General features: G+C 74.8%; 22 protein-coding genes. 11 read left to right on the forward strand and 11 right to left on the reverse strand.

Annotated elements, in window-relative coordinates; genetic code table 11:
* Positions 1-72 precede the first annotated feature (72 nt).
* Both lanKC and AC067J_RS23945 read left to right on the forward strand, forming a co-directional pair.
* On the forward strand, positions 73-2,661 hold the full coding sequence (gene lanKC, locus AC067J_RS23940; protein WP_478302328.1) for a class III lanthionine synthetase LanKC: 2,589 nt from the start codon (positions 73-75) through the stop codon (positions 2,659-2,661).
* A gap of 64 nt (positions 2,662-2,725) precedes the next feature.
* On the forward strand, positions 2,726-2,860 hold the full coding sequence (locus AC067J_RS23945) for a hypothetical protein (protein ID WP_478302329.1): 135 nt from the start codon (positions 2,726-2,728) through the stop codon (positions 2,858-2,860).
* A 423-nt stretch (positions 2,861-3,283) separates the two neighbouring features.
* Here AC067J_RS23945 and AC067J_RS23950 read toward each other — a convergent pair whose 3' ends face one another.
* Positions 3,284-4,351, reverse strand: coding sequence for a helix-turn-helix transcriptional regulator (locus tag AC067J_RS23950; protein WP_478302331.1), 1,068 nt, complete (start codon positions 4,349-4,351; stop codon positions 3,284-3,286).
* Between the two features lie 398 nt (positions 4,352-4,749).
* On the opposite strand from AC067J_RS23950, the gene AC067J_RS23955 reads away from it, so the two are divergent.
* The 3 genes from AC067J_RS23955 to AC067J_RS23965 all read left to right on the forward strand — a co-directional run bounded on the left by AC067J_RS23955 (position 4,750) and on the right by AC067J_RS23965 (position 6,781).
* Positions 4,750-5,490, forward strand: coding sequence for a response regulator transcription factor (locus tag AC067J_RS23955; RefSeq protein WP_478302333.1), 741 nt, complete (start codon positions 4,750-4,752; stop codon positions 5,488-5,490).
* Positions 5,491-6,016: 526 nt separating this feature from the next.
* Positions 6,017-6,388, forward strand: a complete 372-nt coding sequence (locus AC067J_RS23960; RefSeq protein WP_478302334.1) for a hypothetical protein — start codon at positions 6,017-6,019, stop codon at positions 6,386-6,388.
* Between the two features lie 111 nt (positions 6,389-6,499).
* Positions 6,500-6,781 carry a hypothetical protein gene (locus tag AC067J_RS23965; RefSeq protein ID WP_478302336.1) on the forward strand — a complete coding sequence of 94 codons (282 nt, stop codon included), beginning with the start codon at positions 6,500-6,502 and terminating at the stop codon, positions 6,779-6,781.
* A gap of 349 nt (positions 6,782-7,130) precedes the next feature.
* On the opposite strand, the gene AC067J_RS23970 is transcribed toward AC067J_RS23965, so the two are convergent.
* Positions 7,131-7,751 carry an L-threonylcarbamoyladenylate synthase gene (locus AC067J_RS23970; protein ID WP_478302339.1) on the reverse strand — a complete coding sequence of 207 codons (621 nt, stop codon included), beginning with the start codon at positions 7,749-7,751 and terminating at the stop codon, positions 7,131-7,133.
* A 257-nt stretch (positions 7,752-8,008) separates the two neighbouring features.
* On the reverse strand, positions 8,009-8,410 hold the full coding sequence (locus AC067J_RS23975; RefSeq protein WP_478302340.1) for a RidA family protein: 402 nt from the start codon (positions 8,408-8,410) through the stop codon (positions 8,009-8,011).
* Between the two features lie 104 nt (positions 8,411-8,514).
* Here AC067J_RS23975 and AC067J_RS23980 point away from each other — a divergent pair, with 104 nt between their 5' ends.
* Entirely contained in the window at positions 8,515-9,489 is a 975-nt protein-coding gene (locus AC067J_RS23980) for a helix-turn-helix transcriptional regulator (protein WP_478302342.1), read from the forward strand.
* Between the two features lie 223 nt (positions 9,490-9,712).
* On the opposite strand, the gene AC067J_RS23985 is transcribed toward AC067J_RS23980, so the two are convergent.
* On the reverse strand, positions 9,713-10,795 hold the full coding sequence (locus AC067J_RS23985; protein WP_478302343.1) for an alkene reductase: 1,083 nt from the start codon (positions 10,793-10,795) through the stop codon (positions 9,713-9,715).
* A 289-nt stretch (positions 10,796-11,084) separates the two neighbouring features.
* Here AC067J_RS23985 and AC067J_RS23990 point away from each other — a divergent pair, with 289 nt between their 5' ends.
* Positions 11,085-12,095, forward strand: a complete 1,011-nt coding sequence (locus AC067J_RS23990; protein ID WP_478302344.1) for a LysR family transcriptional regulator — start codon at positions 11,085-11,087, stop codon at positions 12,093-12,095.
* A 41-nt stretch (positions 12,096-12,136) separates the two neighbouring features.
* On the opposite strand, the gene AC067J_RS23995 is transcribed toward AC067J_RS23990, so the two are convergent.
* Positions 12,137-13,012, reverse strand: coding sequence for an alpha/beta fold hydrolase (locus AC067J_RS23995; protein WP_478302346.1), 876 nt, complete (start codon positions 13,010-13,012; stop codon positions 12,137-12,139).
* Between the two features lie 89 nt (positions 13,013-13,101).
* Here AC067J_RS23995 and AC067J_RS24000 point away from each other — a divergent pair, with 89 nt between their 5' ends.
* The 3 genes from AC067J_RS24000 to AC067J_RS24010 all read left to right on the forward strand — a co-directional run bounded on the left by AC067J_RS24000 (position 13,102) and on the right by AC067J_RS24010 (position 18,337).
* Positions 13,102-13,581 (forward strand): MarR family winged helix-turn-helix transcriptional regulator, encoded by a 480-nt coding sequence (locus tag AC067J_RS24000; RefSeq protein WP_478302347.1) that lies wholly within the window; start codon positions 13,102-13,104, stop codon positions 13,579-13,581.
* A 554-nt stretch (positions 13,582-14,135) separates the two neighbouring features.
* Positions 14,136-16,016, forward strand: a complete 1,881-nt coding sequence (locus AC067J_RS24005) for a stealth family protein (protein ID WP_478302349.1) — start codon at positions 14,136-14,138, stop codon at positions 16,014-16,016.
* 257 nt (positions 16,017-16,273) lie between these two features.
* A complete protein-coding gene (locus AC067J_RS24010) occupies positions 16,274-18,337 on the forward strand; it encodes a DUF8189 domain-containing protein (RefSeq protein WP_478302351.1) in 2,064 nt (687 codons plus the stop codon).
* A gap of 142 nt (positions 18,338-18,479) precedes the next feature.
* Here the strand turns inward: AC067J_RS24010 and AC067J_RS24015 are convergent, their stop codons facing one another.
* Entirely contained in the window at positions 18,480-19,346 is an 867-nt protein-coding gene (locus AC067J_RS24015; protein ID WP_478302353.1) for an alpha/beta fold hydrolase, read from the reverse strand.
* A gap of 246 nt (positions 19,347-19,592) precedes the next feature.
* The gene (locus AC067J_RS24020; RefSeq protein ID WP_478302354.1) at positions 19,593-20,831 is read right to left on the reverse strand and encodes a YncE family protein; all 1,239 of its coding nucleotides are present in this window, start codon (positions 20,829-20,831) and stop codon (positions 19,593-19,595) included.
* A gap of 243 nt (positions 20,832-21,074) precedes the next feature.
* On the opposite strand from AC067J_RS24020, the gene AC067J_RS24025 reads away from it, so the two are divergent.
* Entirely contained in the window at positions 21,075-22,283 is a 1,209-nt protein-coding gene (locus tag AC067J_RS24025) for an amidohydrolase (RefSeq protein ID WP_478302355.1), read from the forward strand.
* A gap of 112 nt (positions 22,284-22,395) precedes the next feature.
* Here AC067J_RS24025 and AC067J_RS24030 read toward each other — a convergent pair whose 3' ends face one another.
* The 4 genes from AC067J_RS24030 to AC067J_RS24045 all read right to left on the reverse strand — a co-directional run bounded on the left by AC067J_RS24030 (position 22,396) and on the right by AC067J_RS24045 (position 26,532).
* Positions 22,396-24,189 (reverse strand): DUF6895 family protein, encoded by a 1,794-nt coding sequence (locus AC067J_RS24030; protein ID WP_478302357.1) that lies wholly within the window; start codon positions 24,187-24,189, stop codon positions 22,396-22,398.
* 126 nt (positions 24,190-24,315) lie between these two features.
* Positions 24,316-24,528, reverse strand: coding sequence for a hypothetical protein (locus AC067J_RS24035; RefSeq protein WP_478302359.1), 213 nt, complete (start codon positions 24,526-24,528; stop codon positions 24,316-24,318).
* A 361-nt stretch (positions 24,529-24,889) separates the two neighbouring features.
* Positions 24,890-25,264, reverse strand: coding sequence for a hypothetical protein (locus AC067J_RS24040; RefSeq protein WP_478302361.1), 375 nt, complete (start codon positions 25,262-25,264; stop codon positions 24,890-24,892).
* Between the two features lie 188 nt (positions 25,265-25,452).
* Positions 25,453-26,532 (reverse strand): trypsin-like serine peptidase, encoded by a 1,080-nt coding sequence (locus AC067J_RS24045; RefSeq protein WP_478302363.1) that lies wholly within the window; start codon positions 26,530-26,532, stop codon positions 25,453-25,455.
* Positions 26,533-26,690 lie beyond the last annotated feature (158 nt).

A 26,690-nucleotide genomic window follows, 5' to 3' on the forward strand; every position in this document is an offset into this window, starting at 1 on the left:
CGCAGCCCCTCCGACCGGAGCCCCGCCGGCAGCAGCCTCTCCGGCTGCGGACCGCGGGCTGAGGCGGGCGTCATGGACGACCTCTACGAGCGCCACTGCCTCGCCGACCCGCTGTTCTACGACGAGCCGGTGCGTGCCGAGCGCGCGGAGGACCGCTTCGCCGCCGCCACCGCCCCGTTGCCGCCCGGCTGGCAGCGCCAGGCACACGGCGGCTGGGTGCACCTGAGGCCGCCGGGGGCGCAACTGCCCGACCAGGGCTGGAAGGTGCACGTCTCGGCGGCGCTGGACGAGGCCGGGCGGGTGATCGACCAGGTCCTGGAGTACTGCCTGGAACACGAGCTGACGTGGAAGTTCCTGCGCAGCCCGGCGACCGTGGTCTCGGCGAACAGCAAGTACGCCGACCGCCGCTCCAGCGGCAAGCTGATCACGCTCTACCCGCAGGACGAGGCCGGGCTGACGCGGGTGCTCGACGACCTGTCCGTCCTGCTCAAGGGTGTGGCGGGCCCGTACGTGCTGAGCGACCTGCGCTACGGGGACGGTCCGCTCTACCTGCGCTACGGCTCGTTCGTCGAGCGCTACTGCACCGACGCGCGGGGCGAGCGGGTGCCGGCCATGTTCGGGCCGGACGGCGAACTCGTGCCCGACACCCGCGGCACGGTCTTCTCGGTGCCGGACTGGGTACCGGTGCCGGAGGTCGTCGCGGGCCAACTGGCCGCTGACGCGGCGCGGGAGGCCGAGGCCGGGACCACCGAGTTCCCGTTCGAGGTCAGCCGGGCGCTGCACTTCTCCAACGGCGGCGGGGTCTACCTGGCCACCGACCGGCGCGACGGGCGTCAGGTGGTGTTGCGCGAGGCCCGGCCGCACGCCGGTCTGGACGGCGCCCGCCGGGACGCGGTGCAGCGGCTGCTGAGTGAGCGCCGGGTGCTGGAGGCGCTGGCCGGGCTGGACTTCGTGCCCGCGCTGTACGAGTACCGGCAGGTCTGGGAGCACCACTACCTCGTCGAGGAGTACATCGAGGGCGAGCGGCTGGAGGAGGTCTTCACCCGCACCTGCCCGCTCGCCCACCCCGACCCGGGCGAGGCCGAGCTGGCCGAGTACACCGCCTGGGCGCTCGACGTGCTCGACCAGGTCTCCGGCATGCTGGCGGCGTTGCACGCGCGCGGGCTGGTCTTCGGCGACCTGCAGCCCAACAACGTGCTGGTCCGGCCGGACGGGCGCTGCGCGCTGGTCGACTTCGAGATCTCCTTCCCGACCGAGGACACCGCCGCCCCTCCGCTGGGCACGCCCGGCTTCGTCTCGCCCCGGGCCCGGCGCGGCACCGCGGTCGACGAGTACGCGCTCGCCGCGCTGCGGCTCTACCTCTTCCTGCCGGTGAACATCCTGCTCCCACTGGACTCGGGCAAGGCCGAACTGGCCGGCCGGGAGGTCGAGCGGCGCTACCCCGTGCCGCCCGGGTACGGGGCCGAGCTCGCCGAGGCGCTGCACCGGGCGGCCGGCGGGAAGCTCCCGCCGGGTGCCACCGAGCGCCACGGGGCCGACGCCGGAACCGGTCCGGCGCCGGCCTGGCCGCAGGAGCCGGCCGCGGACACCGCCGCCTGGCGCCCGGTGCTGGACTCGCTGGCCGCCGGCATCGTCGCGATGGCGACGCCGGAGCGCAACGACCGTCTCTTCCCGGGCGACATCGCGCAGTTCGGACCGGGCCACGGCGGCCTGGGCCTGGCCTACGGCGCGGCCGGAGTGCTGCACGTGCTGCAGGCCTGCGGCCACCCCGCCCCGCCCGGGCACACCGACTGGCTGCTGGCCCGTACGAACGCGGCGCGGGACCTGCCGCCGGGACTGTACGACGGGCTGACCGGCATCGCCTGGACGCTGGCGCGCCTCGGTGCGTACCAGGAGGCCGGCGCGCTGGTCGAGCGGCTGCTCGCCGGTGAGGTGCCGGCCGACCCGGGTCTCGGTTCGGGACGCGCCGGAATCGCGCTCGGGCTGCTCGACCTGGCCGGTGCGCTCGGCGAGGACCGGCTCGCCGAACACGCCCTGGCGCTCGGGCACCAGCTGGCGCGGGAGGAGCGGGCGTCGCGGCTGCGCGGTCTGCTGGACGGCTGGAGCGGACAGGCCGCGCTGTTCCTGCGGCTGCACGGGCACACCGGGGAGCCCGGCTGGCTGGCGGCCGCCGAGGCGGCACTGGGCCGCGAGCTGGACGGGGCCGACATCTCCGACGGGATGCTCTTCCTGCTGGAGGAGCGCCACCACCGCAAGCTGCCGTACCTGGCCGCCGGCGGAGTGGGCACCGCCGGCGTGATCGCCGAACTGGCCCGCCGCACCGGCCCGGACCGCCTCCCGGCCCGGTTCGCCGAGGCGGCGGCCGCCGCCGAGCGCGGCTGCCTCCCGGAGCTGGTCGCGGCGTCGGGCCTGTTCGAGGGCCGGGCCGGGTTGGCCCTGCACCAGTTGCGGACCGGGAACCGGGCCGGGGCCGACCGCCACCTGAGGCTGCTGGAGTGGCAGGTGATGAACCACCGGGGCCACCTGGCGTTCCCGGGCCGCCGCTCGATGCGGCTCTCGGCGGACCTGGCCACCGGCGCGGCCGGGATCCTGGCCGTCCTGCACGAGGCGGTGCACGGCCCGGTGCCGCTGCCCGGCATCACGGACTTCCCCCGGCCCTGACGCCGGCGGGAGCACGCCGGCCACCGTCCGGTGGCCGGTACCACCACCTGAAAGGAACCGAACCATGGCGCAGATCCTGGCTCTGCAGGCGCTGGAGACCGAGAACGACACCACGTTCGCCGTCGCCAAGTACAGCTACCTCAGCAGCTCCTTCCACCAGTTCACCCACACCCACCTCGTGGACGAGGACGCTTCCTGACGTCGCAGGTCCCGGCCCCGCGAGGGCTCGGGTCCGCCGGGACGGCTCGGCCGCCCCGGCGGGCCCCGTCAGTACCGACGCCCGCCTGACGGCGGCTGCCCCGGCCGAGGCCGCGCAGTGGTCGGCTGACTGCGAGGCGACTGCCCGCCGGCCCGTCCGGCGGGCAGTCGCCCGTGTTCCGCCCCGTGTTCCGTCCCGGGGCGTCGGCCCGGCGCGCCGTCACCCACGCCCCGGCTGCTGCCCCGGGGCCGGGCCTGGCCCGCTGACCCCGGCCCCCGGCCCGGCCCGCTGACCCCGGCCCCCGGCCCGGCCCGCTGACCCCGGCCCCGGCCCGGCCCCGGCCACCGGCCACGGTCCCCGGCACCGTCCGTCCTCTCACCTCCGTCCCGCCCGCGCGCCACCCGGCCCGGCGGCCGGCCCGGCTCAGGGCGACGCCGTGGCGTCCACCGGGACGGTCACTCCCTCGCGCTCGGCCAGCACGCCGGCCTGGAACCGGCTCTGCGCGCCCAGGCGCTGCAGCAGTTCGGCGATGTGCCGCCGGCAGGTGCGGGTCGACATGCCCAGCCGTCGGGCGATCGCGTCGTCCTTCTCCCCGGCCGCGAGCAGCACCGCGATCACGTCCTCGACCTCGCGGGAGAGCGCGCGGGCCGCGGTGGGCGCGGTGTCGTACGGGAGCGCCTGGCTCCACTCGTGTTCGAACAGTCGGACGAAGTACGCCACCAGGGACGGCTCGCGGACGAGCAGCGCCCCGCCGGCGGCGAGCCGGGCCGGCACGAAAGCCGTGGCCCGGTCCACCAGGACCAGCTGGTCCGGCACCTCGGCGCGGGTGCGGATCTGCGCCCCCGCAGCGGTGATCGCCTGCGCGTAGGAGCGCGTGGGCGGGTCGAACCGGGTCGGGTGCTGGTAGAGGCTCCGCACCTGCACGCCCCGTTCCAGCAGGGCCAGGTCCCGGGGCAGTGCTTCCGCCAGGGCCTGGCCCGGGTGGCGGCCCCCGGGCTGGATGGCCAGTACCTCCTCCTCGGCCGCGCCGACCAGGGAGTCCAGCACGGAGCGGACCACCTGCGCCTCCTCCAGCAACCGGACCGAGTCGTCCGTCCGGTCGCTCTGTGACCGGTACACGGGCTCCAGCGAGGCCACCTCGGCGCGCAGGCTGGCCAGCGCCGCCCGGCGGCGGCCCAGTTCGGCCTCGTACAGGCGCAGCCGCGCCTCCTTCTGCCCGGTCAACCGCGCCGCGGCCGCCTCCGGTCCGGCCACGGCGAAGCAGCCCCGCTCGGCCTCCGGACGCCGGATCAGCAGGCACAGCGCGGCCAGCTGGTCGACGGCCCGACGGCAGCGTGCCTCGGTGAGCCCGAGCTCACCGGCCATCCGCGCCAGGTCGGCCGGCTCGACCCGCCGGTGCCGCACCGCCCACTCGTAGACCAGCCGCGCTTCCCGATCGAGCAGGGCCTCCTGCCCCAACGGCCGGATCGGGTCCGTATTCACCGGATTCATCCACCCCTCCTCAGTCGGCCATCATCTTCCTGGCCCCCTCTCCGCTTGGCTGACCTCGCAAACTGTGACGACTATCGAACGGCTGCTCCGGTGATCGACCGTTCACCGGACGCGACCGCCGACTGTCGACCGCCATCGCCATCGCCACTGCCACTGCCATCGCCACCGTCACCGTCACCGTCACCGAGAGGGCCGCCATGAACGACCGCGGAACCGCCCGGGCCCCGTTCACCGCACCCCCACCCGCAGGCCCACCGTCACCCGCATCCCCACCGGCGGTCCGAGCGCTGCCGCGAACCGCCGCGCCCGCCGCCCCGGCCGTATCCGCCCCGGCCGCACCCGCGCCGGCGGACTCCGAAGCCGCGCCCGCCGCCGGGGCCGCGCTTGCCACCGAAGCCGTGCGCGCGACCGTCGGCGACCGGCTGCTTCAGGCCCGCCGGGAGGTCCTCCTGTGCTGCCCCGGCGCAGACCCGACCGCGGCGGCACTGGCCGACCTCGTCCTGGCCGAACTGCCGCGCACCGACCCCGCGCTGCGCACCCGGATCGTCCACCAGCACCCGGCGCGCTTCCACCTGCCCGCCCAGCGCCAGGCCCGCACCGCGGCCCGGGCCGGCGCCGAGGTGCGGACCACCGGGGACAGCCACGGCCCGCTGCTGGTCATCGACCGGGAGAGCGCTCTCCTGCCGGAACGGGGCAGGCCCGACGCACTGGTGCTGGTGACGGACCCCTCGGTGGTGGCCCACCTGGCCGACGCCTTCGAGACGCTCTGGCACCGGGGCGAAGCCTTCCGCAGCGGACCGGCCGCCGCCCGCGCGGTCTCCGGCGAACTGCGCACCGCGATCCTGCGGCTGCTCGCGGACGGGCTGAAGGACGAGGCCATCGCCCGCCGGCTCGGCCTGTCGCTGCGCAACTGCCGGCGGCACATCGCCGGCCTGTACAGCACGCTGGGCGCAGACAGCCGCTTCCAGGCGGGTGTGCTGGCGGAGCGCCACGGTCTCACCGGGAGACCCGACGACCACCGCCGCGCGGACGGCCGGGCACCGGACAACGGCGACGGCGACGACGGAGATGCCGACGGCGAACGCCTCCGGCAAGCCCCGCACGCCGACGGCCCCGATCGGTACCTGCTCCACCACTGAGCGGCCCCGGGCCGACGACCCCGCCGACCGGAGCGGTCCGGCGCCGAGACCTTCGCGAACGGCGCTCTCCCGCGACCTTCCCGCAGCCGCAGCCGCAGCCGTGTCCGTAGCCGCCACGGACGCCACGGCCGGGAGCAGGACGAGGTCGAAGCCCACCCACGTCCCGTGCAGGGAGCCGCGACCCGGCTGATCGGGGCCCCAGGCACCCCGGCGGACTTCCGACCCGGTGCTTCGCGGAACGGGAACGCGCGTCCTCCGGAGACCGGGCTTCGGGGGACCCCACGGCACACGGGCAGCCCGGCATGCCGTCCCCGGCAACAGGGTCCGGTCGCCGGCCTTCTGACGTGCCCGAGCCTCGTGGACGGGGCCGGCCGGCCCTGACGTGCACGGAGAGTGACCGTGGGACGTCCCGGTCGTACGCCGTCGGGGTGAACCAGGTCCCCTGATGGGTGAGGCGGGCGCGCTTCGGGAGGTTGCCGAAGGCGGGCCGGGAGTTGGCTGGGGGCGGATTCCTGGAGGATGCCCCATGGCGCGTACGACCCGGCTCGGCCGTTGCGCGGCCCGGTTCGTGGTCGCGGTGCTGCTGGGCGCCGCACTCGCCCTGCTCGGCGGCGGTGGTGACACCGGCGTCCCGGAGCGGGCGGCGGGCGGCCTCTGCGCGGCAGGCCAGGAGTGGCCCGCAGGTGAGGGCGTCCCCGTGGTGCCGCCCGGCGCGCCCGACCCGCAGGGCTGCCCCGTACCCTCCGGGCGCCGCCGCGACCGGGCGGACGTGTCGGCGGGCGTCGTCGTCCACCGTGCCGTCCGTGCCGGGGCTTCGGCGCCCGGAGGGTGCGGCGGACGGCCCTCCCGGATCGGTGAAGGCGCCGCGTCCGTCCGTGAGGTGGTCCTGCGCTGCTGACGGTGCCCGGCCGGGAGGTGCCGGGACGCGCGGACGGTGTCGCCGCGGATCGGGTCGGCGCCCGGCCTGCCGCGACCACCGTCCGACTCCGCAGACCGCAGGAGATCCGTCATGCCATTCGATGTCTATGCCGCGATGGGCGCGCTGGTGCGCGCCGAGGCCGTCCGCGCCCACGAACCCGCCCCTGCCCCCGCCTCTTCCCGGCCGTCGGTCGCCGTGCCCGCGGGCGCGCTGCCGACCGGGGCGGCCCGCGCCGACCGGTCCGCTACGGCGGCCGGAGCACCGTACGGGCCGGCACTCGCCGCGGCCCGAACGGCCGGAGGCGGGCGGGCGGGGCGCCCTGACGTCCTGCCCACGTCCGTGTGGCGCCGGCTCACCGGCCTGTTCGGCTGACCGCCGTGCGGCACGCCGCAGGCCGGAGCCCGCAGTGGTGTCACGCCGGAGGGCGACCTACGTCCACGGCGGTGACTCGGGCGGCTCCGCCGGCGGCGTGCCGCACCCCGCTGCCCGCGCGACCTCCGGGACCGGGCGGCGGCAGAGCGCGGTCCCGAGGGGGCCGCCGCCGCACCGCCGCCGGCTGCCGCCGACCTCGTCCGCCGCAGCCGAGGCCGTCGACTCCGGATGCAGGCTTCCGGCGGCATCCCCAGGTCCCCGCACTCCCGCACCTCGGGCGGTCCGGGCAGGCCGGGCTCGGCGGCACCCGACCCTGACGGCTTTCGTCAGCCCGACCGGGGCCGCGCCGTCACTCGAAACGCGCGGGGTCGCCGGCCCCGCGCCGGACGATCTCCGCCGCGCCGCTGGAGAAGTCGACGACCGTCGTCGGTTCCGTACCGCAGTCGCCGGAGTCCACCACGGCGTCCAGCACGTGGTCGAGCCGCTCCTTGATCTCCCACCCCTGGGTCATCGGCTCGTCCTCGCCGGGCAGGAGCAGGGTGCTGGAGAGAAGGGGCTCGCCGAGTTCGGCGAGCAGGGCCCGGGTGACGACGTGGTCGGGGATCCTGACCCCCACCGTCTTCTTCTTCGGGTGCATCAGACGGCGCGGGACCTCCTTCGTCGCGGGGAGGATGAAGGTGTAGCTGCCCGGCGTCGCCGCCTTGACTGCGCGGAAGACGGCATTGTCGATGTGGACGAACTGCCCCAGCTGCGCGAAGTTCTCACACATCAGGGTGAAGTGGTGGCGGTCGTCGAGACGCCGGATCGACCGGATCCTGTCGAGGCCCTCGTGGTTGCCCATGCGGCAGCCCAGGGCGAAACAGGAGTCGGTCGGGTACGCGATCAGCGCTCCGGAACGGAGGCTGTCGGCCACGGTGTTGATGGTGCGGGTCTGGGGGGACTGCGGGTGCACGTCGAAGTACTTCGCCATTGGCCGACCCTACGGGATCCGCCAGGCCGACGCGGCGACGGCCCGCGGCGAAGGCCGGGAGGCGGCCACCACCACCGGTCTCCCTGCAAAGGCGGGCATCGGACACCCGGAGGCGTTCGCCACCGGAGTCGAGCACCCGCCGGCGCACCACCGCCGCTCGCTGTCCACCGGGCTGGGCCTGGTGGCAGCGAGCGGGGCGGGGCACCGCTCGACCGCGCGCGCCGGCGGCGCACCGCCGGGCCGCCGCCGGGCGGCGGTCAGGGGCGGGCGGCCAGGGCCTCGACCTCGAACAGCACGTCGGGCGTGGCCAGGCTCGCGACACCGATGAGGGTCTGCGTGGGCGGCTTCGCGCCCCAGTGCTCCTGCACGGCCCCGGCGATCGGCCCGAGCTTGCCGAGGTCGTGGTTCACCACATACGTCCTGAGCTGGACGACGTGGCTGAGGTCGAGCCCGTGGGCGGCGAGCGCGACGCCGATGTTGTGGAACGTCTGCTTCACCTGCTCGGTGAAGTCGGCCGAGACGACCGCGCCGTCCGGGCCGGATCCGTACTGGCCGGCGACGAGCACCAGTTCCGTGCCGGCGGGGACGGCGACGGTGTGGCTGTAGCCGAACGGGACGGGGTTGTGCAGACCGTCGGGGTTGACGATGGAGTGCGCCATGTGGATCACCTCTCGTGTGTGACAGGGTCTCTGTCGTGCTGACAGGTAAGAGCCTCCCAACGAATCACGACACCCTGTGTCGTGTATCCCGGTAGAGTTTCGGCATGCGCGCCGACCGCTTGGTATCGCTCGTCCTGCTGCTGCGTCAGCACGGCCGGCTGTCGGCGACCACGCTGGCCGGCGAGCTGGAGGTGTCCACCCGCACCGTGCTGCGGGACATCGAGGCGCTGTCCGCAGCGGGCGTCCCGGTCTACGCCGAACGCGGTCGGCACGGCGGGTTCGCGTTGTTGCCCGGCTTCCAGACCGAGCTCACCGGACTGAACCACGACGAGGCACTCGCCCTGCTGGTCGCCGGGTCACGACGCGGCGCACAGGCGTTCGGCCTGGGGGCGGCGCTCGCGTCGGCCATGCGCAAGGTGGTCGACGCGCTGCCCGAGAGCCAACGGGCCACCGCGGCCGGCGCGGTCCAGCGGCTGCTCATCGACCCGGAGACCGACCTCCTCGCGCGCCGTCCGACCGCGGAGGAGGTGCCCGACACCGTCGTGGCCGAGGTCCGGCGCGCGGTGTTCGCCGGACACAAGCTGCGCATCCGCTACGCGGCCGTGGACCGGGCCCCGGAATGGCGCACGGTGGACCCGATCGGCCTGGTCACCGTACGCGGCCAGGGCTACCTGCTGGCCGTGCGGTCCGGCGCGGACCGCACCTACCGGCTGTCCCGGATCCTGGCCGCCGAGGAGCTCGCCGAACCGGCTCAGCGACCGGACCGGGTCGATCTGGACCGGGTGTGGCAGGAGCGCAGCACGCGGTTCCGGACCGGAGGCGACCAGGTCACCGTGCTGGTACGGATGGATCCGGCGCGGCGGGCGGACCTGGTGGACACCGCGCTGGCCGTCCTTAGCGAGGAGGCCGAAGCGGACGGCCGGCTGCGGCTGGAGGTGACCTTCCAGGACCCGAGACACGCCGAATGGGCGCTGTGGCAGCTCGCCACCAGCGCGGAGGCCCTGGCCCCGCAGTGGTTGCGCGACTCCCTGCGCGAGCGCGCCGCCGCGACCGCCGCGTGTTACCGGACGTCTCCCTGAGAACTCGTCGGCTGCCCGTCCGGCCCGCTTCTGCCGGCCCTCCGTCCTCCGCCCGTCCGTCCTCCGCCCGTCCGTCCTCCGCCCGTCCGTCCTCCGCCCGTCCGTCCTCCGCCCGTCCGTCCTCCGCCCGTCCGTCCTCCGCCCGTCCGTCCTCCGCCCGTCCGCCCGCCGCCCGGAACCGCCCGGGCAGCAGACGGACGGCCGACGGGCGGCAGACGGTCCGTCAGAGCGCCAGCGTCGGGTAGTCGGTGTAGCCGTGGTGGTCGCCGCCGTAGAAGGTGGCCTTGTCGGCCGGGTTGTACGGGCCGCCGGCCTTGATCCGGGCGGGCAGGTCGGGGTTGGCCAGCCACTGCTCCGCCATCGCGACGGCGTCGGCCACCCCCTCGCTCAGCGCCTGGGCCCCGGTCTCCGGGGTGCTCGGGAAGGAGTCGGGCGTGGGGTGCGGGCACAGGACGAGCGTGCCGGGCCACTCGGCGCGGATGATCCGGGTGACGTCCCGGTTGAGGATCTCGAAGACGTGCAGGTAGGCGAGCGGGGTCGGCGCCAGCGCCCGGACCAGGGCGGTGTACAGCCCGGCGGTGTCGCTCTCGGCGTCGGCCATGCCGTTGAACGTGATGCCGGGGGAGAGCCGCAGGCCCACCCGCTCCGGGCCGACCGCCTCGGCGACCGCCGCGACGACCTCCAGCGTCAGCCGGATCCGCGCGTCGTGGGAGCCGCCGTACCCGTCCGTGCGCCGGTTGGTGCCGTCCGCCAGGAACTGGTGCAGCAGGAAGCCGTTGGCGCCGTGCAGTTCCACGCCGTCGAAGCCGGCCTCGACGGCGTTGCGGGCCGCAGTGGCGAAGTCGGCGACGGTTCGGGCGATGTCCTGCGCGGTCATCTCGCGGGGGGTGGGGTGGTCGAGCATCCCGTCGGGGGTGTAGAGCTGCTCCCCGGAGGCGATCGCCGAGGGGGCCAGCGGCAGCGCGCCGTCCGAGTAGAGGCTCGGGTGTCCGATCCGGCCGCAGTGGACGAGCTGGGCGAAGATCCGCCCGCCCGCCGCGTGGACGGCGTCGGTCACCGGGCGCCAGGCCCGGACCTGCTCCGCCGCGTACAGGCCGGGGGTGAGGCCGTACCCGAGGGCGATCTCGCTGACTCCGGTGGCCTCGGAGACGATCAGGCCCGCGCCGGCGCGCTGCGCGTAGTAGTCGGCGGCCAGTTCCGAGATCAGGCCGCCGGGCCGGACGCGGTTGCGGGTCATCGGCGCCATCACCAGCCGGTTGGGGAGTTCGAGCTTGCCCACGGTCAGCGGCGCGAAGAATCCGGTCATGTCTGTCCTCTGTTCGTCGGGGGACACGTGTGCGCGGGGCGACGCGGGCCGGCCGGTGTCCACAGGGCGGCTCGCCGGTCAGGCTCCCGGCTTGTCGGGTCAACAATGCGCCGAGGTCGACAAGTTGATCAACGATCAATCGGTCAACGGACTGTTGCCACCGCCTCAACGAACGACCGCTGTGGCGGGCCGCCCGGCTGCATTTGGGCCGTACCGTCAACAGTGCGGCATGATCGTGTCCACCGGGTCATGAATCAAGGGGGGAGACCGGTCGATGGAACGGGCCGAAATGGAGCTCTTTCTGACGCTCTGCGACGAACTGCACTTCGGCCGCACGGCCGAGCGCCTGCACGTCACCACGGGCATGGTCAGCAAGACGGTGAAGAAGATCGAGCGCCGCATCGGCGCCCCGCTGTTCGAGCGCAGCACCCGGCGGGTCGCCCTGACCGCCGTCGGACGCGGGCTGCGGGACGACCTTCTGCCGCTCCAGGACGGGATCAGGCGTGCGCTGCGCCGGGCCGAACTCGCGGGCTGCGGCATCACCGGCACGCTCACCGTCGGCTTCATGGGCGCCCAGAGCGGGCGGGTGGTGCACGCCGCCCGCGAGCTCTTCGAGCAGCACAACCCGCACTGCTCGGTGCGCGTGGTCGAGACGCAGCTCCACCACCACGCGTCGCAGTTGCACGACGGGAGCGCCGACCTGCTGATGATCACGCTGCCGGTCCGGGACCCGGAGCTGACCGTGGGGGCGGTGGTCACCCGCGGGGCCCGCTACATCGGCCTGGCCGCGGGGCACCGCCTCGCGGAGCGGGGCGAGGTGGTGCTGGAGGAGCTCGCGGGCGAGACGTTCATCGACGTGGCGGACACCGTCCCGGGCTACTGGATCGACTTCCACCTGCCCCGGTGGACCCCCGGCGGGCGGTCTATCGCCCGGTACGGCGAGCCGTGCGCCACCTACGCCGAGGCGGTGGCCCTGGTCGCGGCCGGGCGCGCCATGGTGCCGGGCGACGGGCAGTTGCACGTGCTGTACCGCCACCCGGACATCCGCTTCGTCCGGGTGGCGGACGCTCCGCCCGTGGAGCACGGGCTGGTGTGGCGCACCCGGGACGACGCCGACCACCGGGTGCGGGCCTTCGCCCGCGTCGTCACGGAGATCTCGGCCGCCCTCACGCCTCCCGGTGTCCTGCCCGTCGCCACCGTCGACGCCACGTCCGACGCGGAGTCCGGCGCCGCGTCCGTCGCCGCACCCGGCACCGCGCCTGACGCCGCGTCCGAGGGCCGGGAGCGCGTCCGGTCCTGAACCGGTCCCGTTCGGGACCGGTTCAGAGCGGGCCGGGCCCGCTAGCGTGCGGCCGGGGCGGTGTGGGCGAGGAGCGCCGGGACGACGCTGTCCCACTGCTCGCGGGGGAAGACCTCGTGCCCGGTCCGCTCCAGGGCGGTGAAGCGGGCGCCGGGGATCTCGGCGGCGAGGGCGCGGCCGTGCCCGACGGGGAACAGCGGGTCCTCGGTGCCGTGGAACACCAGTGTCGGAGCGGTGATCTCGCCGAGGCGGTGCCTCCAGGGCGGGCCCGCGTCGAGGAGGTAGGGGTTGGTGGACTGCGCGGCGATGCTGTCCGCGTGGTCGACGACGAGCTCCGCCAGGCGCCGGACGCCGTCCTCGTCGAAGGGGCGCGAGGCGGCCGCGAAGGGCCGCTCGCCCTCGACGAGCGCGTCGACGGCGGCGCTGCGGTCGGACCAGTCGACCTCGTCCTGTTCCTGCTCGAAGAAGGAGGCGATCCGGTCCGACATCGGTGGGAGGTCCGCCTGGTCGTGTCCGGGCCCGCCGGGCGTGGAGGAGGCGAGCGTGAGGGTGGCGACCCGGTGCGGGTGGTGGATCGCCAGGAGCTGTCCGACCGCGGCGCCCTGCGACATCCCGACGACGTGCGCCGTGTCCGGCCCCAGCGCGCCGATCAGGGCGGCGGCGTCCTCGACCAGGTCGGGCAGGCCGTAGGGCGGGGCTCCCACGGGGTAGGTCGTCGACCTGCCCGCGTCGCGGCTGTCGTAGCGGATGACGTACCGGCCGCCGGCGGCGAGCCGTTCGACGAAGCCGTCGGTCCAGTTGAGCAGGCAGTGGCCCGCGCCGTGGACCAGCAGGACGGCGGGATCGCCGGGGTCGCCGAAGAGTTCGGCGTTCAGCTCCACACCGTTGGCCTTGAGAGTGCGGTGGTCGGCCGGCATCGGGCCCACCCCTTCCCCGTAGAGTCTTCGTTACGTGTAACGAAGACTCTACGGGGATTCTGGTTACATGTCACGAGTATTCTGGCGGCATGACTCCTGGCATGACTCCACCGCCGCCCGACGACGGACTCCGGGCCTGGGCCGCCTACCGCCGCGTCCAGCTCCTGGCCGACGCCCCGATCGCACGCGACCTGGAGCGGGACGGAGGCCTCTCCATAGCGGACCACGACGTCCTGGACGCGCTGGTGCGCCTCGACGACCCCGAACACTGCATCAGGGTCGGCCAGGTGACCGCCCTGATGGGGTGGGCCCACAGTCGCCTCTCCCGCCAGCTCGGGCGGATGGAGCGGCGCGGACTGATCGGCCGCCGGCCCTGCGAACTCGACGGCCGCGGCGACGACGTCGTCCTCACCGAGGCCGGCCGCAGGGCGTACGCCGAAGCCGCCCCCGTCTACCGGGCCGCCGTGCACCGCCACTTCACCCGCTGGCTCTCCGCGGAGCAGCGCTCCGCGCTGGCCGACATCGAGCAGGCCCTCCGGAGCCGGAACCCCGACGACCCGAGCCCGTGACGACCCGCGCCCGCGCCACCTCGCGCCCCACCCTCACTCCCACCCCGGCCCCGCCGGGCCGCACCCCGCCCGGCCCATGAAGGCCGGTCACCACCCCGATCCCGCGGCGAGGCCGTCCCCGGCTCCGGTCTCAGGCTCCGGCCCCGGCGCGGACTGCCGGTCCCCGGCAGGGCGACACCCGCGCCGCGGCGACCGCCGGGCGGTAGCCGTCAGGGGGGACTTGTCGGCGTAGGGCTCCTGCAGCAATTCGGTGGTTCAGTGCCACCACCACCACGACCCGTCCCCGGCCGGGAGCCGGGAGCCGGGAGCCGGGAGCCGGGGGGCGGGGGCAGACGGCCCCGCCCCGGGCCGCCGGGTGTGGGGTGCGAATCGGGCCGTCGGGCCCCAATCGCAGGCAAACCGTCGGAAGAAGTTCCGGGACGCGCCGAATGGACACCATATCGTTACGATTATTTGACTAAGAATTCTCTTGGTCGCATACGATCGCGTGCGGCGCCAGTGACCCGATGTGACCAGTGACGCCGATCACGTCATGACCAGCCTCTGGAGTACCTGTGTCCGTCCGTCTGGGGAGTCTCTCCGCCGCGATGCGCCCGCTCACCGCTCTGACGCGCCGCGGCCGGTTGCCCGACGGCGCGGCGTCCGGGCAGGAGCCGTCGGCCGAGCAGGAGTCGCAGGACGCCCAGGCCGCGTCGGCCGTGTCGGAGGAGGCCGTGCGGGACGAGCCTCCGTCGCCGGCTGAGCGGCTGAGACGGGTGCGGTCGGTGCGTGAGGAGGAGCTGCTCGGCTCGCTCACCGGCGTGGTCCGGTGTCGTGACCGTCTGGCCGAGGCGCGTCGGACGCTGCTGCCGGGTGAGCGTCGGGACGGCAACCTGGCGGAGGCGGCGCAGGCGCTGGGGGCGGCCGGTGTCGCGTACGGTCTCGTGCCGCACCGGGAGCCGCGGCACCGTCTGGCGATCGCCCCGGGGGACCGGGGTGCGGTGCTGGAGGCGCTCGCCGCGGCGTTCGCCGGGCAGGCCGTCTACGCCGACCTGCTGGAGCACGGACGGACCCTCGGCACCGTTCTGGCGGAGCAGCTGCCCGCCGCGGTCGCCCTGCTGGAGGCTCCCCCGGCCGCCCCGGAGCCGAGCCGGGGCGAGGAGCAGGACGGGGACCGCGCTCGGGAGGACGAGGGTGCGGTCGAGGGGGCGCCGCCGGCGGACCGGGTGAAGGGTGTGCGCCTCTACCGGCCGGCCGCGGTCGGCTCCCTGCTGTACGGTCCGGAGGTCGGCTGCGACATCGAGTTCTGGGACTCCGCGGCCCCTTCCCCCGGCGCGGTCGCCTCGATAGGCGAGACGCCGTTCGGCTGGTGGGTGCCCTCCCTCGCGGCCACCGCCACCACGACCGTCGCCGGCGCCGCCTACCCGCTGCTCGACGTCTTCGCCACCGCCCTGCCCGACCAGGTCGCCTTCCCCGTCGACGCCGTGATCACCTGGGTCGACGACGCCGACCCCGCCTGGCAGGAGCGCCGGGCCGCCGCCCGAGCCCGGCTCGCCCACACCGCCGCCCCCATCGCACCCGAGGACGGCGTCGCCGCCAGCGGCATCGCGGGCGACGCCGACCAGCGCTTCCGCAACCGCGACGAACTCAGGTACTGCCTGCGCGCCCTCGCCTCGCACGCCCCGTGGATCCGTCGCATCTTCCTCGTCACCGACGACCAGGTACCGCACTGGCTGGACACCGACCGGCCGGGCCTGACCGTCGTGTCGCACCGCGACCTGTTCGCCGGCACCGGCGTCGACGGGGTCTTCAACTCCCACGCCATCGAAACCCGCCTGCACCTCCTGCCCGGACTCGCCGAGCACTTCCTCTACATCAACGACGACGTCTTCCTCGGCCGTGCCCTCACACCCGAGGACTTCTTCCTCGGCAACGGCATGCCCCGCTACTTCCCCGACAACCGGATCATCCCGCCCGGCGACGTCGCACCCGACGACTCCGTCTACGTCGCCGCCCAGAAGAACACCCGGGCAGCCCTCGCCGCCGCCGTCGACAGGACCTACCCCCGCACCCTCAAGCACGCCCCCCACCCGCTGCTGCGCAGTGTGCTCGCCGAGAGCGCGGAGCGGTTCGCGGCCCAGCTGGAGGGCACCGTCCGTTCGGAGTTCCGGGCGGCCACCGACCTCGCGCCGGTCACCCTGGCCATCCACTACGCCCACGCGACCGCCCGCACCGTGGAGGGACACCTCTACGACGGCTACTTCGTCACCGACAGCACCGACGACCTCGCCCGGCTCGAACAGCTGCAGCAGGAGCGCTGGGCGGACTACTTCTGCCTCGCGGACGGCACCCGCGACCTCCTCCCGGCGGAACAGCTGGAGCAGACCGTCACCGGCTTCCTGCGCGAGTACTTCCCCGTCCCCTCGCCCTTCGAGCTCCCGGACCAGCGCCCGTAACCGGCCCGGCGGGGGGAGTCCCGGCCGTACCCCGAGCCATCCCGCATCCGCACGCGCGCCCGCACGCCCGCGCCCGCACCTGCACCCCGGCGCTCCGGCTGCTCGGCGACCGGGTGGCCCGACCGCTGCCGCCCGCCGGCGTCCGTCACCCCCACACGCCAGTGCGATAATCCTCCGAGTCGACGCCCCGGGGGCGGGACGCATCCGGCGTTTCCAAGGGATCGGGGTAGAGGGTGGGGCGGGCAAGGACCGCCGCGGTGGCCTTGGCCGTCGCGGCGTCGCAGCTGTGGACGGCCCCGCCCGTACCGCACACCGCGCCGAGGGACCCGTCTCCGCCGCCCGCACAGGCCGACGGCCGGCGGCCGGCGATCGTCCAGATCGTCGCGCACCAGGACGACGACCTGCTGTTCATGAACCCGGACCTGTCCGACAGCATCCGGGCCGGCTTCCAGGTGACCACCGTCTACATCACCGGCGGCGCCGCGGGCGCCGGGGCGGCCTACGCCGCCCACCGGCAGGACGGCATCCGGCTCGCCTACGCCCGGATGGTCGGCGAGGCGGCCGGGACCGGGGCCGGTGACTGCGCGAGCGACCCGGGCGCAGCCTGCTGGGACCGGGAGAACTACCGGCCGCTGCCGGGTGGCCCGGTCGCCGAGCGCTTCACCCTCAGGGCCGACCGTTCGGTGCAGCTCGTCTTCCTCAGCCTCCCCGAGTACGCGGACTCGGCCTACCTGGGCGGGAACGCCCTGCGCCAACTGTGGGAGACCCGGGACAGCGCCACGCCCGCCGAGACCACCACGCTGGACATGGACGGGCCCGGCACCCGCTGGCCGCAGGCCTACGACGGGGCCCGGCTGATCGACACGCTGCGCGCGGTACTGGCCGACCACAGCCCCACGCTCGTCCGGGTGCAGGACCCTGCACCGGATCCGACGCTGTGGGACTTCCACGCGGAGCACGACCACCCGGACCACATCTCCGCCGCGTGGTTCGCGGACGCGGCCGTCGCGGCCTACACGGCGGCGGGGCACCGGGTGGTGGTCGAGCACTACCGCGACTACAACGTCTGGTCGTCCCCGGCCGACCTCTCCTCCACGGAGACCGCCGACAAGCACGCCACCTTCGGCACCTACGCCGAGCGGGACGCCAACATCCCCACCGGAGCGGCCTTCGCCGTGAGCCCGTACGCGAGCTGGCAGTCCAGGCAGTACCTGCGTTCCCCGCGGTCCACCCAGGCGGTGGCCGCCGACGGGACCGGCGCGCTGCACGCCTTCGCGGTGGAGAGCGGCTCGCTCCAGGAGTGGGCCGAGGACGCGGACAAGCGGTGGCGGGGCCCGGTCGCGCACGACGGTCCCGGGGGGCCGCTGGCGGCCGGTGTGACGGTGGCCCGCCACCCGGACGGCGCACTGGAGGTCTTCGGCCAGCGCTCGGACACCGGCGAGATCGTCTCCTACACGCGGGGCACCACCGGTGGCGGGGTCTGGCACGGCCACGGAAGCCCCGACACCGTCGCGGGCCCGCCGACCTCGAAGCTCGCCAACCCCGCCCTCCAGGTGAGCACGCCCGCCGTGGCCGCCGGCGGCGACGGACGGCTGCGGATGTTCGTCCGCAACCGGAGCGGCGGCATCAGCACCCGGCAGCAGAGCGCACCGGACGGGGCCTGGGGCGACTGGACCGACCTCGGGGGTTCCGGGGTCCAGGGTGCGCCCACGGCCGTCACCACCCGGGACGGCGGGATCGAGGTGTTCGCCGTCACCGTGGGAGCCGCCTCACGCCCGCGCGTGCTGCACTGGTCCCAGCCCGGACCCGACGGCGCCCTCGTCCTCGACGGTGACTTCCCCGACATCGCCCCGGCCGGCGGCGTCACCGCGGGCACGACGCCCGACGGCCGTCCGGCCCTGTTCTACCGGCAGGTGTCGGGTACCGACCCGTTGTCCGGCGGCGACGCCTACTCCTGCACGATGAGCCTCGTCCAGGCCGCCGCCGACGGCCGGTGGACGCCCGGGGCGGAGCCGGTCGGCGGCGGGCCCGACCACGGCGGCACCGGCGAGCCGGCCGTCGTGTCCGCGGACGCCGCCGCCGGGCGGCGCGCGGTGGTGGCCGTACGCAACCGGGGAGGCGGGCTCAGCGTCAACCGCCAGGGGAGCGACGGGCGGTTCGGCGACTGGACGGACCTGGGCGGCTTCGTCGTCGGGGTACCGGCCGCGGGCGTCGACCGCGACGGCCTCACGGACCTGGTGGTGCTCGGCCCGGACGGCCGCCTCCACCACAACCGGCAGCGGGCGGACGGCTCGTTCGGCGCGTGGAGCGCCGTCGGGTAGCCCTGAGCTCTCCGTCCCCGCGGGGCACCCGGCCGGTCGGCCGGCCGCGCGAGCGGCCGCGGGCCTGCTCCGGCGTACGGGTGGGCCTCGCTTTCCGCCGGAGCCTCCGGGAGCCCCGGGAGCTCCGGCGGACACCGGCGGACTAGCGGGCCGCGCCCCGGCCGTTGCCGAGGATGAAGGCGCTCACGGCGGCGGCGACGGCCACCGGGTCCTTCTCGTGGCCGAAGTGGTCGAGCTTCGGGAAGCGGACCAGTTCGGAGGTGGTGAAGACCTCGGCGAGGCGGACGGCCGCGCGGCCCGCCCCCGTCGTGGTGTCGTCCTTCCCGGCCATCAGCAGGACGGGGGCGGTGAGCCGGGCGTACTCCGGGTACTCGTTGTCCCGCCGGGCAGCCTCGGCGTGCTCGCGGATCGTGCCCCTGAGCAGGGCGTGCTTGCGCAGCCGCTCCGGCTTCTTCATGACGAACCGGAGGATGATCCGCAGCAGCCAGCGCGGCGCCTTTCCGGAGGTCTCGGGGTTGATCCCGCGGACGAAGGTCAGGAACGCCTCGGCGTCCTCGCCCTGCGCCAGCAGCCGCTCGGTCTCGGGCGCCCAGCCCATCGGGACGGAGCCGTCGATGGAGACCCCGGGCTCGTAGAGGGCGATCCGGTCGAAGGCGGACCCGCGCAGGGCGGCTTCCAGGGTGAGGAACGCGCCGAAGCTGTGCGCGAAGACCAGGCGCGCACCGGTCGCTGCGCGTACCGCCTCGATGTCGGCGCACTCGGCGTCCACGCCGTAGCCGTCACCCTGCGGGCCGCTGGCCCCGCGGCCGCGCCGCTCGACGGTGTGCACGGTGAAGTGCCGGGCGAGCTCGGCGGCGACCCCGTCGAACTCCTCGGCCACCGACAGCGCCCCGGGCACCACGAGCAGTGCCGGGCCGCCCGACCCCGTGCTGCGGTAGCTGATGACCGTGCCGTCCGCCGAATGCACCGACCCGACGGAGAATCCAGGTGTCGTGATCTGCGTTGTCATGCTGTTTCCCCCTGATTGATGGTCAATTCGACTCGTACGGCGGCGTTTGCGGGATGGCCTCGCAGCAGTCGCGGCCGCGGTCGAACAGCTCGACAGGATACAGATGTCGATCACCCCGGCAACGGCCTGTCCGGCCGGCGCCCTCCTGGCGGAAGCCACCGACTCCCCACCGACTCCCCGCAGTCTCACGGCTGACGGCCCGGTGCGTGCCGGCGGCGGGAGTGGCGGCGGGGAGTCGGGCGGTCGTCAGCCGCCGGCCCCTTCCGGGAGGACGGCGACGGAGAGCGGCAGACGGCCGACCGGGAGGCGGGTGGTCCGGCCGGTGGCGGTGTCGACGAGGGTGAGGCCGTTCCAGCCGCCCTCACGGGTGAAGCCGCCGGCCACGTAGGCGGTCCGGCCGTCGGGGGAGAGGGTGACGGTCTCGTGCGGGCCGTCGAGCGGGAGGACGCGTTCGGTGCCGTCGGGCGAGCGGACGGTGAGGGAGGGTCCGGCGTCGGTGGAGGGGTCGACGGGCCCGGTGCCGACGACGTAGAGGGTGCCGTCGGGGGCCGCGGTGGCGCCGTGCTGGTGGGTGTCGGCGGTCATCGGCTCGATGACGGTGCGGCCGGTGGACGGGTCGACGACGGCGAGGCGCTCGCCCTCGAAGGGCAGCAGCAGCGCGCCGTCGGTCGGGCGGACGGCGGTGTAGTGGGGCTTGAGCCAGGAGCCGAGGCCGCCCTCGGTGCCGTACGGGGCGACCTCGATGCGCCGGGTGTCCCAGGTGGTGGTGTCGACCGCGGTGACGTCGAAGGAGTCGTGGCCGGTGACGTAGACCCGGCGGCCGTCGGCGGAGACGTCGACGTCGAAGGGGCGGCGGCCGACCGGGGCGACCTCGGTGACCGTGCGGGTCGCCGTGTCGACGACCTCCAGGGTGCCGTTCGCGCCGGGCACGTTGACGCCGACGTATACCCGGCTGCCGTCCGGGGAGAGGGCGAGGCCCATGCCGCCGCCCCGGTACTCGTCGGTGGTCACGGGGCCGGTGCGGGTCCGGTACGGGATCAGGGCGGTGCGGGTGCGGGCCCGGGTGTCGACGGCGGCGACGCCCTCGGCGGTGGCCACCCAGGCGGTGCCGTCGGAGGCGACGGCGAGTGCGTACGGGGCGGTGCCGACCCGGACGGAACCCAGATCCGCAGCGCGGCCGGTGCGGCTCGGGTCGACGAACGTGACGGTGTCCGCGCCGAAGTCGGTGACGAGGAGGACGGGGGACGGCCGGTTCGGGGAGTCGGCGGGCCCGGTGGCGGTGCCGGCGGGCGCCGCTGGGGCCGGTTCCGGTTCGGCGGCGGCCGTGGGTGCGCCGGCCGTGGGTGCGGCGGCCGTGGGTGCGCCGGGTGTGGGCGCGGTCGGCGCGGCCGGGGGTGCGGGCGGGTCCGGCCTGCAGGCGGCGAGCAGCACGAGGGCCGTCGCCGCGCCTGCGGCGGCCCGGGCGAGGGCGGCCCGAGCGGTCACCGCTGCTCCTGCCCGGACCCGTCGGCCCGTTCGGCCGGTGACAGGGGGTGGTCGGTCATCGGGGTTCCTCCACGAAGGGGCCGGCGGCCGGGGCGGGCGGGCCGCTGATGGCCTCCAGCCTGCGCCACCGGGCCCCGGCGCGGGATCGGCGGCCCGGCCCGTTCGGCGCCACCGGTCGGTGGACGGCGGGATCATCCGATCGGTTGACCCCCCGTAGCCCGCCGCTGCCGGAGAATCGGTCCCATGCCCGGAACCACCACCGCCACCGTCTTCCGCGACGTCCGCCCGTACGGCGCCGGTCGCGCCGTCGACCTGTTCGCCGTCGACGGCCTGCTGGCCGAGCGCCTGCCGGACGGCGCGGACCCGCTCGTCGTGGAGGGCGAGGGGCGGATCGCCCTGCCCACCCTGGTGGACGCCCACATCCACCCGGACAAGACGGCCTGGGGCGAGCCCTGGTACAGCCGGCGCCCGGCCGGCTCGCTCCCCGAGTACGTCCGGGGCGACGTCGACCTCCACCACCATCAGCGCACCCCGCTCGCCGCACGCGCCCACCGGCTGCTGGCCCACGCCGTCGCCTGCGGCACGCGTGCCGTCCGGGCCCACGTGGACGTCGCCCCCGCCTACGGACTCGCCGGGGTGACCGGGCTGGCCGAGGCCCGCGAGCGGCTGGCCCCGGCGCTGGACGTCCAGTTGGTCGCGTTCCCGCAGCACGGCGTCCGCCGCACCCCCGGCGCGGCGCAGCTGCTGGCCGAGGCGGCGGCGAGCGGACTGATCGACGCGGTCGGCGGGATCGACCCCGCCGGCTTCGACGGCGGACCGGACGGCGAGGGCCCCGCCCAGCTCGACCTGGTCTTCGACCTGGCCGAACGCCACGGCCTGCGGCTGGACGTCCACCTGCACGACCGCGGCGAGCGGGGCCTCGGCCCGCTGCGCGACATCCTCGCGCGCACCAGGGCCGCGGGCCTGGCCGGCCGGGTCGTGGTCAGCCACGCCTTCTGCGTCCCGGAGCTCACCGGCGAGCGGCTCGCGGACCTCGCCGGCGAACTGGCGCAGGCCGGCGTCGGCCTAACCACCGTCGCTCCCTCGGCCCACCAGGTGCTGCCGTTCCGCGAACTGCGGTCGCACGGCGTGCGTGTCGGTCTGGGCTCCGACGGCGTGCGCGACTCCTGGAGCCCCTACGGGAACGCCGACATGCTGCACCGCGCCCACCTGCTCGGCTGGACCACCGACGCCCGCACCGACCAGGAGCTGAGCGACTGCTTCGCCCTGGCCGCCGACGGCGGCGCCGACCTGCTCGACCTCCCGCGCGCCACCCTCCGGCCGGGCTCCCCGGCCGACTTCATGCTGCTCCCCGGCGAATGCCTCCCGCAGATCGTGGTCGACCTGCCCCCGCGCGACGTCGTCGTCCGTGCCGGCCGCGTGGTCGCCCGGCACGGCCGCTTCCTCGGCTGACGCCTGCCCGGCGCCGCGCGCTGATCCGACGAGACCGACCGGACGGCCCGCGGGCCGGTGGTGGTACGGGGCGCCGCCGGCGGGCCACCGCGCACGTGCCGGGCGAGGTCGGTCAAGCGGCGGCGACCGGCTGGAGCCGTACGTCCGCCGCGAGCACCTTGGAGAGCGCCACGGTGCAACTACGTGTCCAGGCCAGCTGCGCGGCGGTGCGTTCGCCTTCGTCATCGCAGGCGGCGTAGCCGATGGCACCGTTCGGGGCCTGCTGGGAGAGCAGGAACGAGACCGCGTCACGCGTCAGCCGGTTCTCCCCCCAGCCGAGCAGCACCAGCCCTCGCACCAGGACGGCGACCTCGGCGAGGTTGTACTCGCGGTACGCCTCCGGCAGGGCGGCCGCGAAGCGTTCGGCCAAGGACCGTCGTTCTCCGGAGGTGCCGCCGAGCCGCTCGGGGGAGTCGCCGGTGGTCCTGATCAGCTGCGCCGCGGCGAGTGACGCGCGACCGACGGCGAGCGGCGGCTCGACCGGTTCCAGGGCGTGCAGGAGGTCGGCTGCCCGCTCCGGGGCCAGATGACCGAGGTCGGCGAGAGCCGCCACGCCTGGAGCCGCGGCCGCGGGAACCGCCGGAACCTCGGCCAGCGCGGCCGCCGTGGCCGCGAGGAACCGTTCCAGTGACGGACACTCCGACCCGAGTGCCCGCGCTCCTCGCGCCAGCTCCCCGACGACGTCGGCGCCCTGCCGTCGCCAGATCTCCTCGTCCGCCTCGCCGAGGCGTGCGACAAGGGCGGACACGGCAGGGCCGGCCAGGTCCGGCTCGCCGAGGGAACGGGCACCGGCCGCGGCCGCCGCGGCCGCGGGGAGCGCGGCCTCGGCGTGCCCCTCCGCGACTGAAGCGGCAAGCCAGCCGACCGCGCTCCGCACGACCTCCCGAACTTGCGGGCGGGGCGCCGCCGGAACGGACGCCGGGGCGGCGGACCGGGGGACGAGCGGGCTGCGGGCGAGGAGACAGGCCAGCGCCGTCACGATCGTCGTGTGGTACGCGGTCGCCCACTCCCGATAGTCGGGGCTGCCTTCCGCCAGTGTCGGGTGCACCACGCCGTCCGGGCCGTTCACGGCCCCGCTCGGCTCCTGGACGTCGCTCAGGAACCTCCAGGCCCGATCGATCTCGGACGACTCCGCCACGCCCAGGCACAGGAGGGAGCAGAGCAGTTCGGCCACGAGATCGGCGTTGCCGCGGTGGCGGTGGATCACCAGGAGGGACTCGATCAGCTCCACTGCCCGGTTCGGACCGAAATTCGCCGGCCAGGAAGGAATTTCCAGACCGAAGTCCGTCGCATAGAAAACCGCATGCGTGATCGCGTAGACGTCTCTTTCCGAAAGCTTCAGCGTCGACGGGTCGGCGCAGAGGAGCGTGAAAGGGAGGATCGCATCGGGCGTGGGGGAATCGTTTCCGATTCCGGCCAGTTTGAGGGTGTGCCAGAGGTCGAGTTGGCGATAGGGAATTCGCTCGAAACAGGCCGCGTAGCGCCCGGAGGCGGCCTGCTCGATCACCTTGTGGAACTCGCGGTCCTCCCGTCCGCACAGTCGCAGTGCGGCGTAGGTCCCGGCGTAGAGCAGGAGCGCGCCCTCGTCGCGCGCGACCAGTTCCCGGTAGGAGGCGCGCGCGGCGACGGTCGACACGCGCTCCAGCAGCCGCGTGTAGTCGCCGCACAGCGGTGTCGGGTCCAGGCGTGCGCGCAGTCCCGTCAGCATGGCGACCTCGACGAGTGCCTTCCGTGCGAACAGGACACCCTTCTCCTCGGCGCCGGCCGGGTCGAAACGCTCGTGGTGCGCGGCCAGCCAGGCGACGGCTCTGCTCTCCACGGCGTGCCACACTTCGGGGGCTTCGGCTTCGGCTTCGGCGTCAGTCACTGTCACGTTTCCTCCAGGAGATGGGAGTTCTGGGGCCGGCACAGCACGAGGTGGACATCACCCGCTGGGGGCGATGTCCACCGGTTCGTCAGGTGGGTCACGGGTGGCGGGGGATGATCCGGCCGGTCACCTGCGGACGATCGGATTGGAAACCTGCTCGACCTCGGTGGCGACCACGAGTACGTACTTCTCCCAGGCGAGCACGTAGCCCGCCACCTCCTCCAACTTGCTGGCCCTGTCGACCAGGTGCTCGATGGGCATCTTGAGATCCACCAGCTCGCTCGTCTGGAGGAAGGCGATCGCCCGTCGGGCGGCGTCGTTGGATCGCTGGTCGGCCATTTTCCGGCCTCCTGTCTGAAGATCAGGACATACGGTGCGGCCCGGTGGGGCAGCGCCTTTTCCAATCTCCGACACCGTGGCAGGGCTGTCGAGTCGAGGTCGGGGAAAATCGGTCGGATTCACTTGGAAGGACCACTTCCGATCATCTGTAAATCCGTCCCGAAGACATTCCTGTCGATCATGAGTATGTAGGCGAACTGTTGTTCTGTCGCCGGTCGGTGATCGAAAGTCCGCAGTCGCGGTGGGCCTCTCCGGGGGCCGCCCCACGGGTGGCGGCAACACGTCGGGCGGGCTCCGGCCGTCGCCGCCGCCCGCGCCCCCGGACGCCCTCGGCCCGTTCCCCGGCCGAGGGCGTCCTCCCTCACAGCGGGGTGAGGACGTCCTGGTGCGCCCCGTCGAGGACGAGGCCGTTGTCGAAGCGGACCCGGACCGTCACCCGGGCTCCCCGTTCCCGGTGGGCGACCCACTGCGGCTCCAGTACGGCGATCTCCGCCTCCAGGCGCTCACGGCTCGCCACCGGCATGGTGTGCCCGTAGTCCTCGAAGAGCGCCTTGAGCCGCTGGTACTCGCGGGCCTCCTCGCTCTGCGGGAGCTCCCCGTCCACCCGCTCGACCGTGCCCTCGATCCCCGCTCCCAGCGACAGGAACCCGACGACGGCCCCGGGCTCCCCGGCGGTCGCCTCGCCGATACCGAGGTCCTCCGCCAGCCGGACGCGCCGGCCTTCCTCCAGGGTCATCCGTTCTCTGCCTCTCGGTCGATCGGTGCCGCGGGCGCGGTCGGCCCGGGGCACCGGCCATTATCCGCCGGGTGCGCGGGAGTGCCGGCTCGGCTCCACGGGGCTCGGCTCCACGGGGCTCGGCTCCACGGGGCGCGGCGCCGGGCTGGGCCGGGGCGGGACGGGCCGACCCGGGATGGGCGGCGAGGTCAGACCGGCCGGGTCCGCGCCCAGTCGTAGAGACGGTGCGCGCTGTCGCCGAACCGGGTGGCGTACAGGGTGCCCGCCGGGCCCCCGGCGAGTTCGTCGGTGGTGGTGGTGACGCCGACGACGGTTCCGGTGCCGGTCCGGGTGTCGAAGTGGGCGAAGTGGGGGCCTCCGCTCGCCCCGTGCGACATGTCGCAGGAGCCGCCCCACAGCAGGGGCGCCGAGGGGCCGGGCCGCGCCGGTCCCGCGCAGTGGATCATGCGTGAACCGGTGTACTTGCCCTCGGGGTTGTTGAGCCGGTCCTTGGGATACCCGAAGGCGTGCACGAACTCGCCCTCGGTGGGCCGGGTGAACGCGATCTGCCGGCTTCCGGTCACGTCCGCGACGCGCCGGCCGTCGGCCGACCGGTTCACCACGAGCAGCCCGGTGTCGAAGCCGGCCACGGCGACGTCGTTCGAGGTCGTGCCGCTCGGATCGGCGTCCCAGCGGGAGGACGTGGCCATGCTCCTGACGCTGAAACCGCCGAGCGGCTTCGTGCCGTTGCGGTAGCCGGGCACGAAGTACAGGTTGTGGTTCCACGTGCCGTCGGTGGCAGGGGCGCCGACGCCCCGCAGGCAGTGCGCTGCGGTGACGACGGTGCTGCGGTTCGCGCCGGCGACGACCGTCGCGGTGCAGCTTCCGTCGTAGCCGTCGGAGAAGGTGAAGAACAGCCGGCCGACGCTGCGGTTCACCTCCCCGCCGTGGGTCCAGACGCCCCCGGGGTCCGGGGTGCCCGCAGGCAGCGGCCGAGGATCGTCGGGTGTGTTGTCGTCCTCGGGCACGGGTGTGATCTCGGGGATCAGGGCGCCCGCGAGCCTCATCCGCTCGGGGGTCCAGTAGGCGTCGATCCGGCTGCGCTCCTCGGCGGTCGTGGCACCGGAGTGCGTCGTGACCGACTCGCGCTCCGTGGCGAGGGCCGTGCTCGGCAGCACCGCCGTCACGGTGGTCGCGCTCAGCAGGAGGGCTCCCACGGCGGCGAGCCTGCGGGGGAGCGCCCGGTGGGTGGCAGGGGTTCCAGGTGTCATCGGCGGTGTCATCGGCATGCGAGGCACGGTAGGCGCGGGACGTCAGGTTCCTGTGTGGAGCGCGTATCGGCCGTCCATCGGACGGATCAGGGTCCGGTAAAGACGTCTCGGCCGCGTCTCGGCCGCGTATCGGCGGCGGGGGCGGCGGGGACGACGGCACCGCGGCCGGGCAGCCG

The sequence above is a fragment of the Kitasatospora sp. NPDC042419 genome, from assembly GCF_056437345.1.

What these genes read in the sequence shown, in the direction of transcription:
- AC067J_RS23945 (WP_478302329.1), top strand. Translation starts at nt 2,726, where the DNA reads ATGGCGCAGATCCTGGCTCTGCAGGCGCTGGAGACCGAGAACGACACC.
- AC067J_RS23995 (WP_478302346.1), bottom strand. Translation starts at nt 13,012, where the DNA reads ATGCCGGCCGACCACCGCACTCTCAAGGCCAACGGTGTGGAGCTGAAC.
- AC067J_RS23990 (WP_478302344.1), top strand. Translation starts at nt 11,085, where the DNA reads ATGGAGCTCTTTCTGACGCTCTGCGACGAACTGCACTTCGGCCGCACG.
- AC067J_RS23975 (WP_478302340.1), bottom strand. Translation starts at nt 8,410, where the DNA reads ATGGCGCACTCCATCGTCAACCCCGACGGTCTGCACAACCCCGTCCCG.
- AC067J_RS23960 (WP_478302334.1), top strand. Translation starts at nt 6,017, where the DNA reads ATGGCGCGTACGACCCGGCTCGGCCGTTGCGCGGCCCGGTTCGTGGTC.
- AC067J_RS24025 (WP_478302355.1), top strand. Translation starts at nt 21,075, where the DNA reads ATGCCCGGAACCACCACCGCCACCGTCTTCCGCGACGTCCGCCCGTAC.
- AC067J_RS24015 (WP_478302353.1), bottom strand. Translation starts at nt 19,346, where the DNA reads ATGACAACGCAGATCACGACACCTGGATTCTCCGTCGGGTCGGTGCAT.
- AC067J_RS24035 (WP_478302359.1), bottom strand. Translation starts at nt 24,528, where the DNA reads ATGGCCGACCAGCGATCCAACGACGCCGCCCGACGGGCGATCGCCTTC.
- lanKC (WP_478302328.1), top strand. Translation starts at nt 73, where the DNA reads ATGGACGACCTCTACGAGCGCCACTGCCTCGCCGACCCGCTGTTCTAC.
- AC067J_RS24040 (WP_478302361.1), bottom strand. Translation starts at nt 25,264, where the DNA reads ATGACCCTGGAGGAAGGCCGGCGCGTCCGGCTGGCGGAGGACCTCGGT.
- AC067J_RS23950 (WP_478302331.1), bottom strand. Translation starts at nt 4,351, where the DNA reads ATGAATCCGGTGAATACGGACCCGATCCGGCCGTTGGGGCAGGAGGCC.
- AC067J_RS24000 (WP_478302347.1), top strand. Translation starts at nt 13,102, where the DNA reads ATGACTCCTGGCATGACTCCACCGCCGCCCGACGACGGACTCCGGGCC.
- AC067J_RS23970 (WP_478302339.1), bottom strand. Translation starts at nt 7,751, where the DNA reads ATGGCGAAGTACTTCGACGTGCACCCGCAGTCCCCCCAGACCCGCACC.
- AC067J_RS23980 (WP_478302342.1), top strand. Translation starts at nt 8,515, where the DNA reads ATGCGCGCCGACCGCTTGGTATCGCTCGTCCTGCTGCTGCGTCAGCAC.
- AC067J_RS23965 (WP_478302336.1), top strand. Translation starts at nt 6,500, where the DNA reads ATGCCATTCGATGTCTATGCCGCGATGGGCGCGCTGGTGCGCGCCGAG.
- AC067J_RS24045 (WP_478302363.1), bottom strand. Translation starts at nt 26,532, where the DNA reads ATGCCGATGACACCGCCGATGACACCTGGAACCCCTGCCACCCACCGG.
- AC067J_RS23985 (WP_478302343.1), bottom strand. Translation starts at nt 10,795, where the DNA reads ATGACCGGATTCTTCGCGCCGCTGACCGTGGGCAAGCTCGAACTCCCC.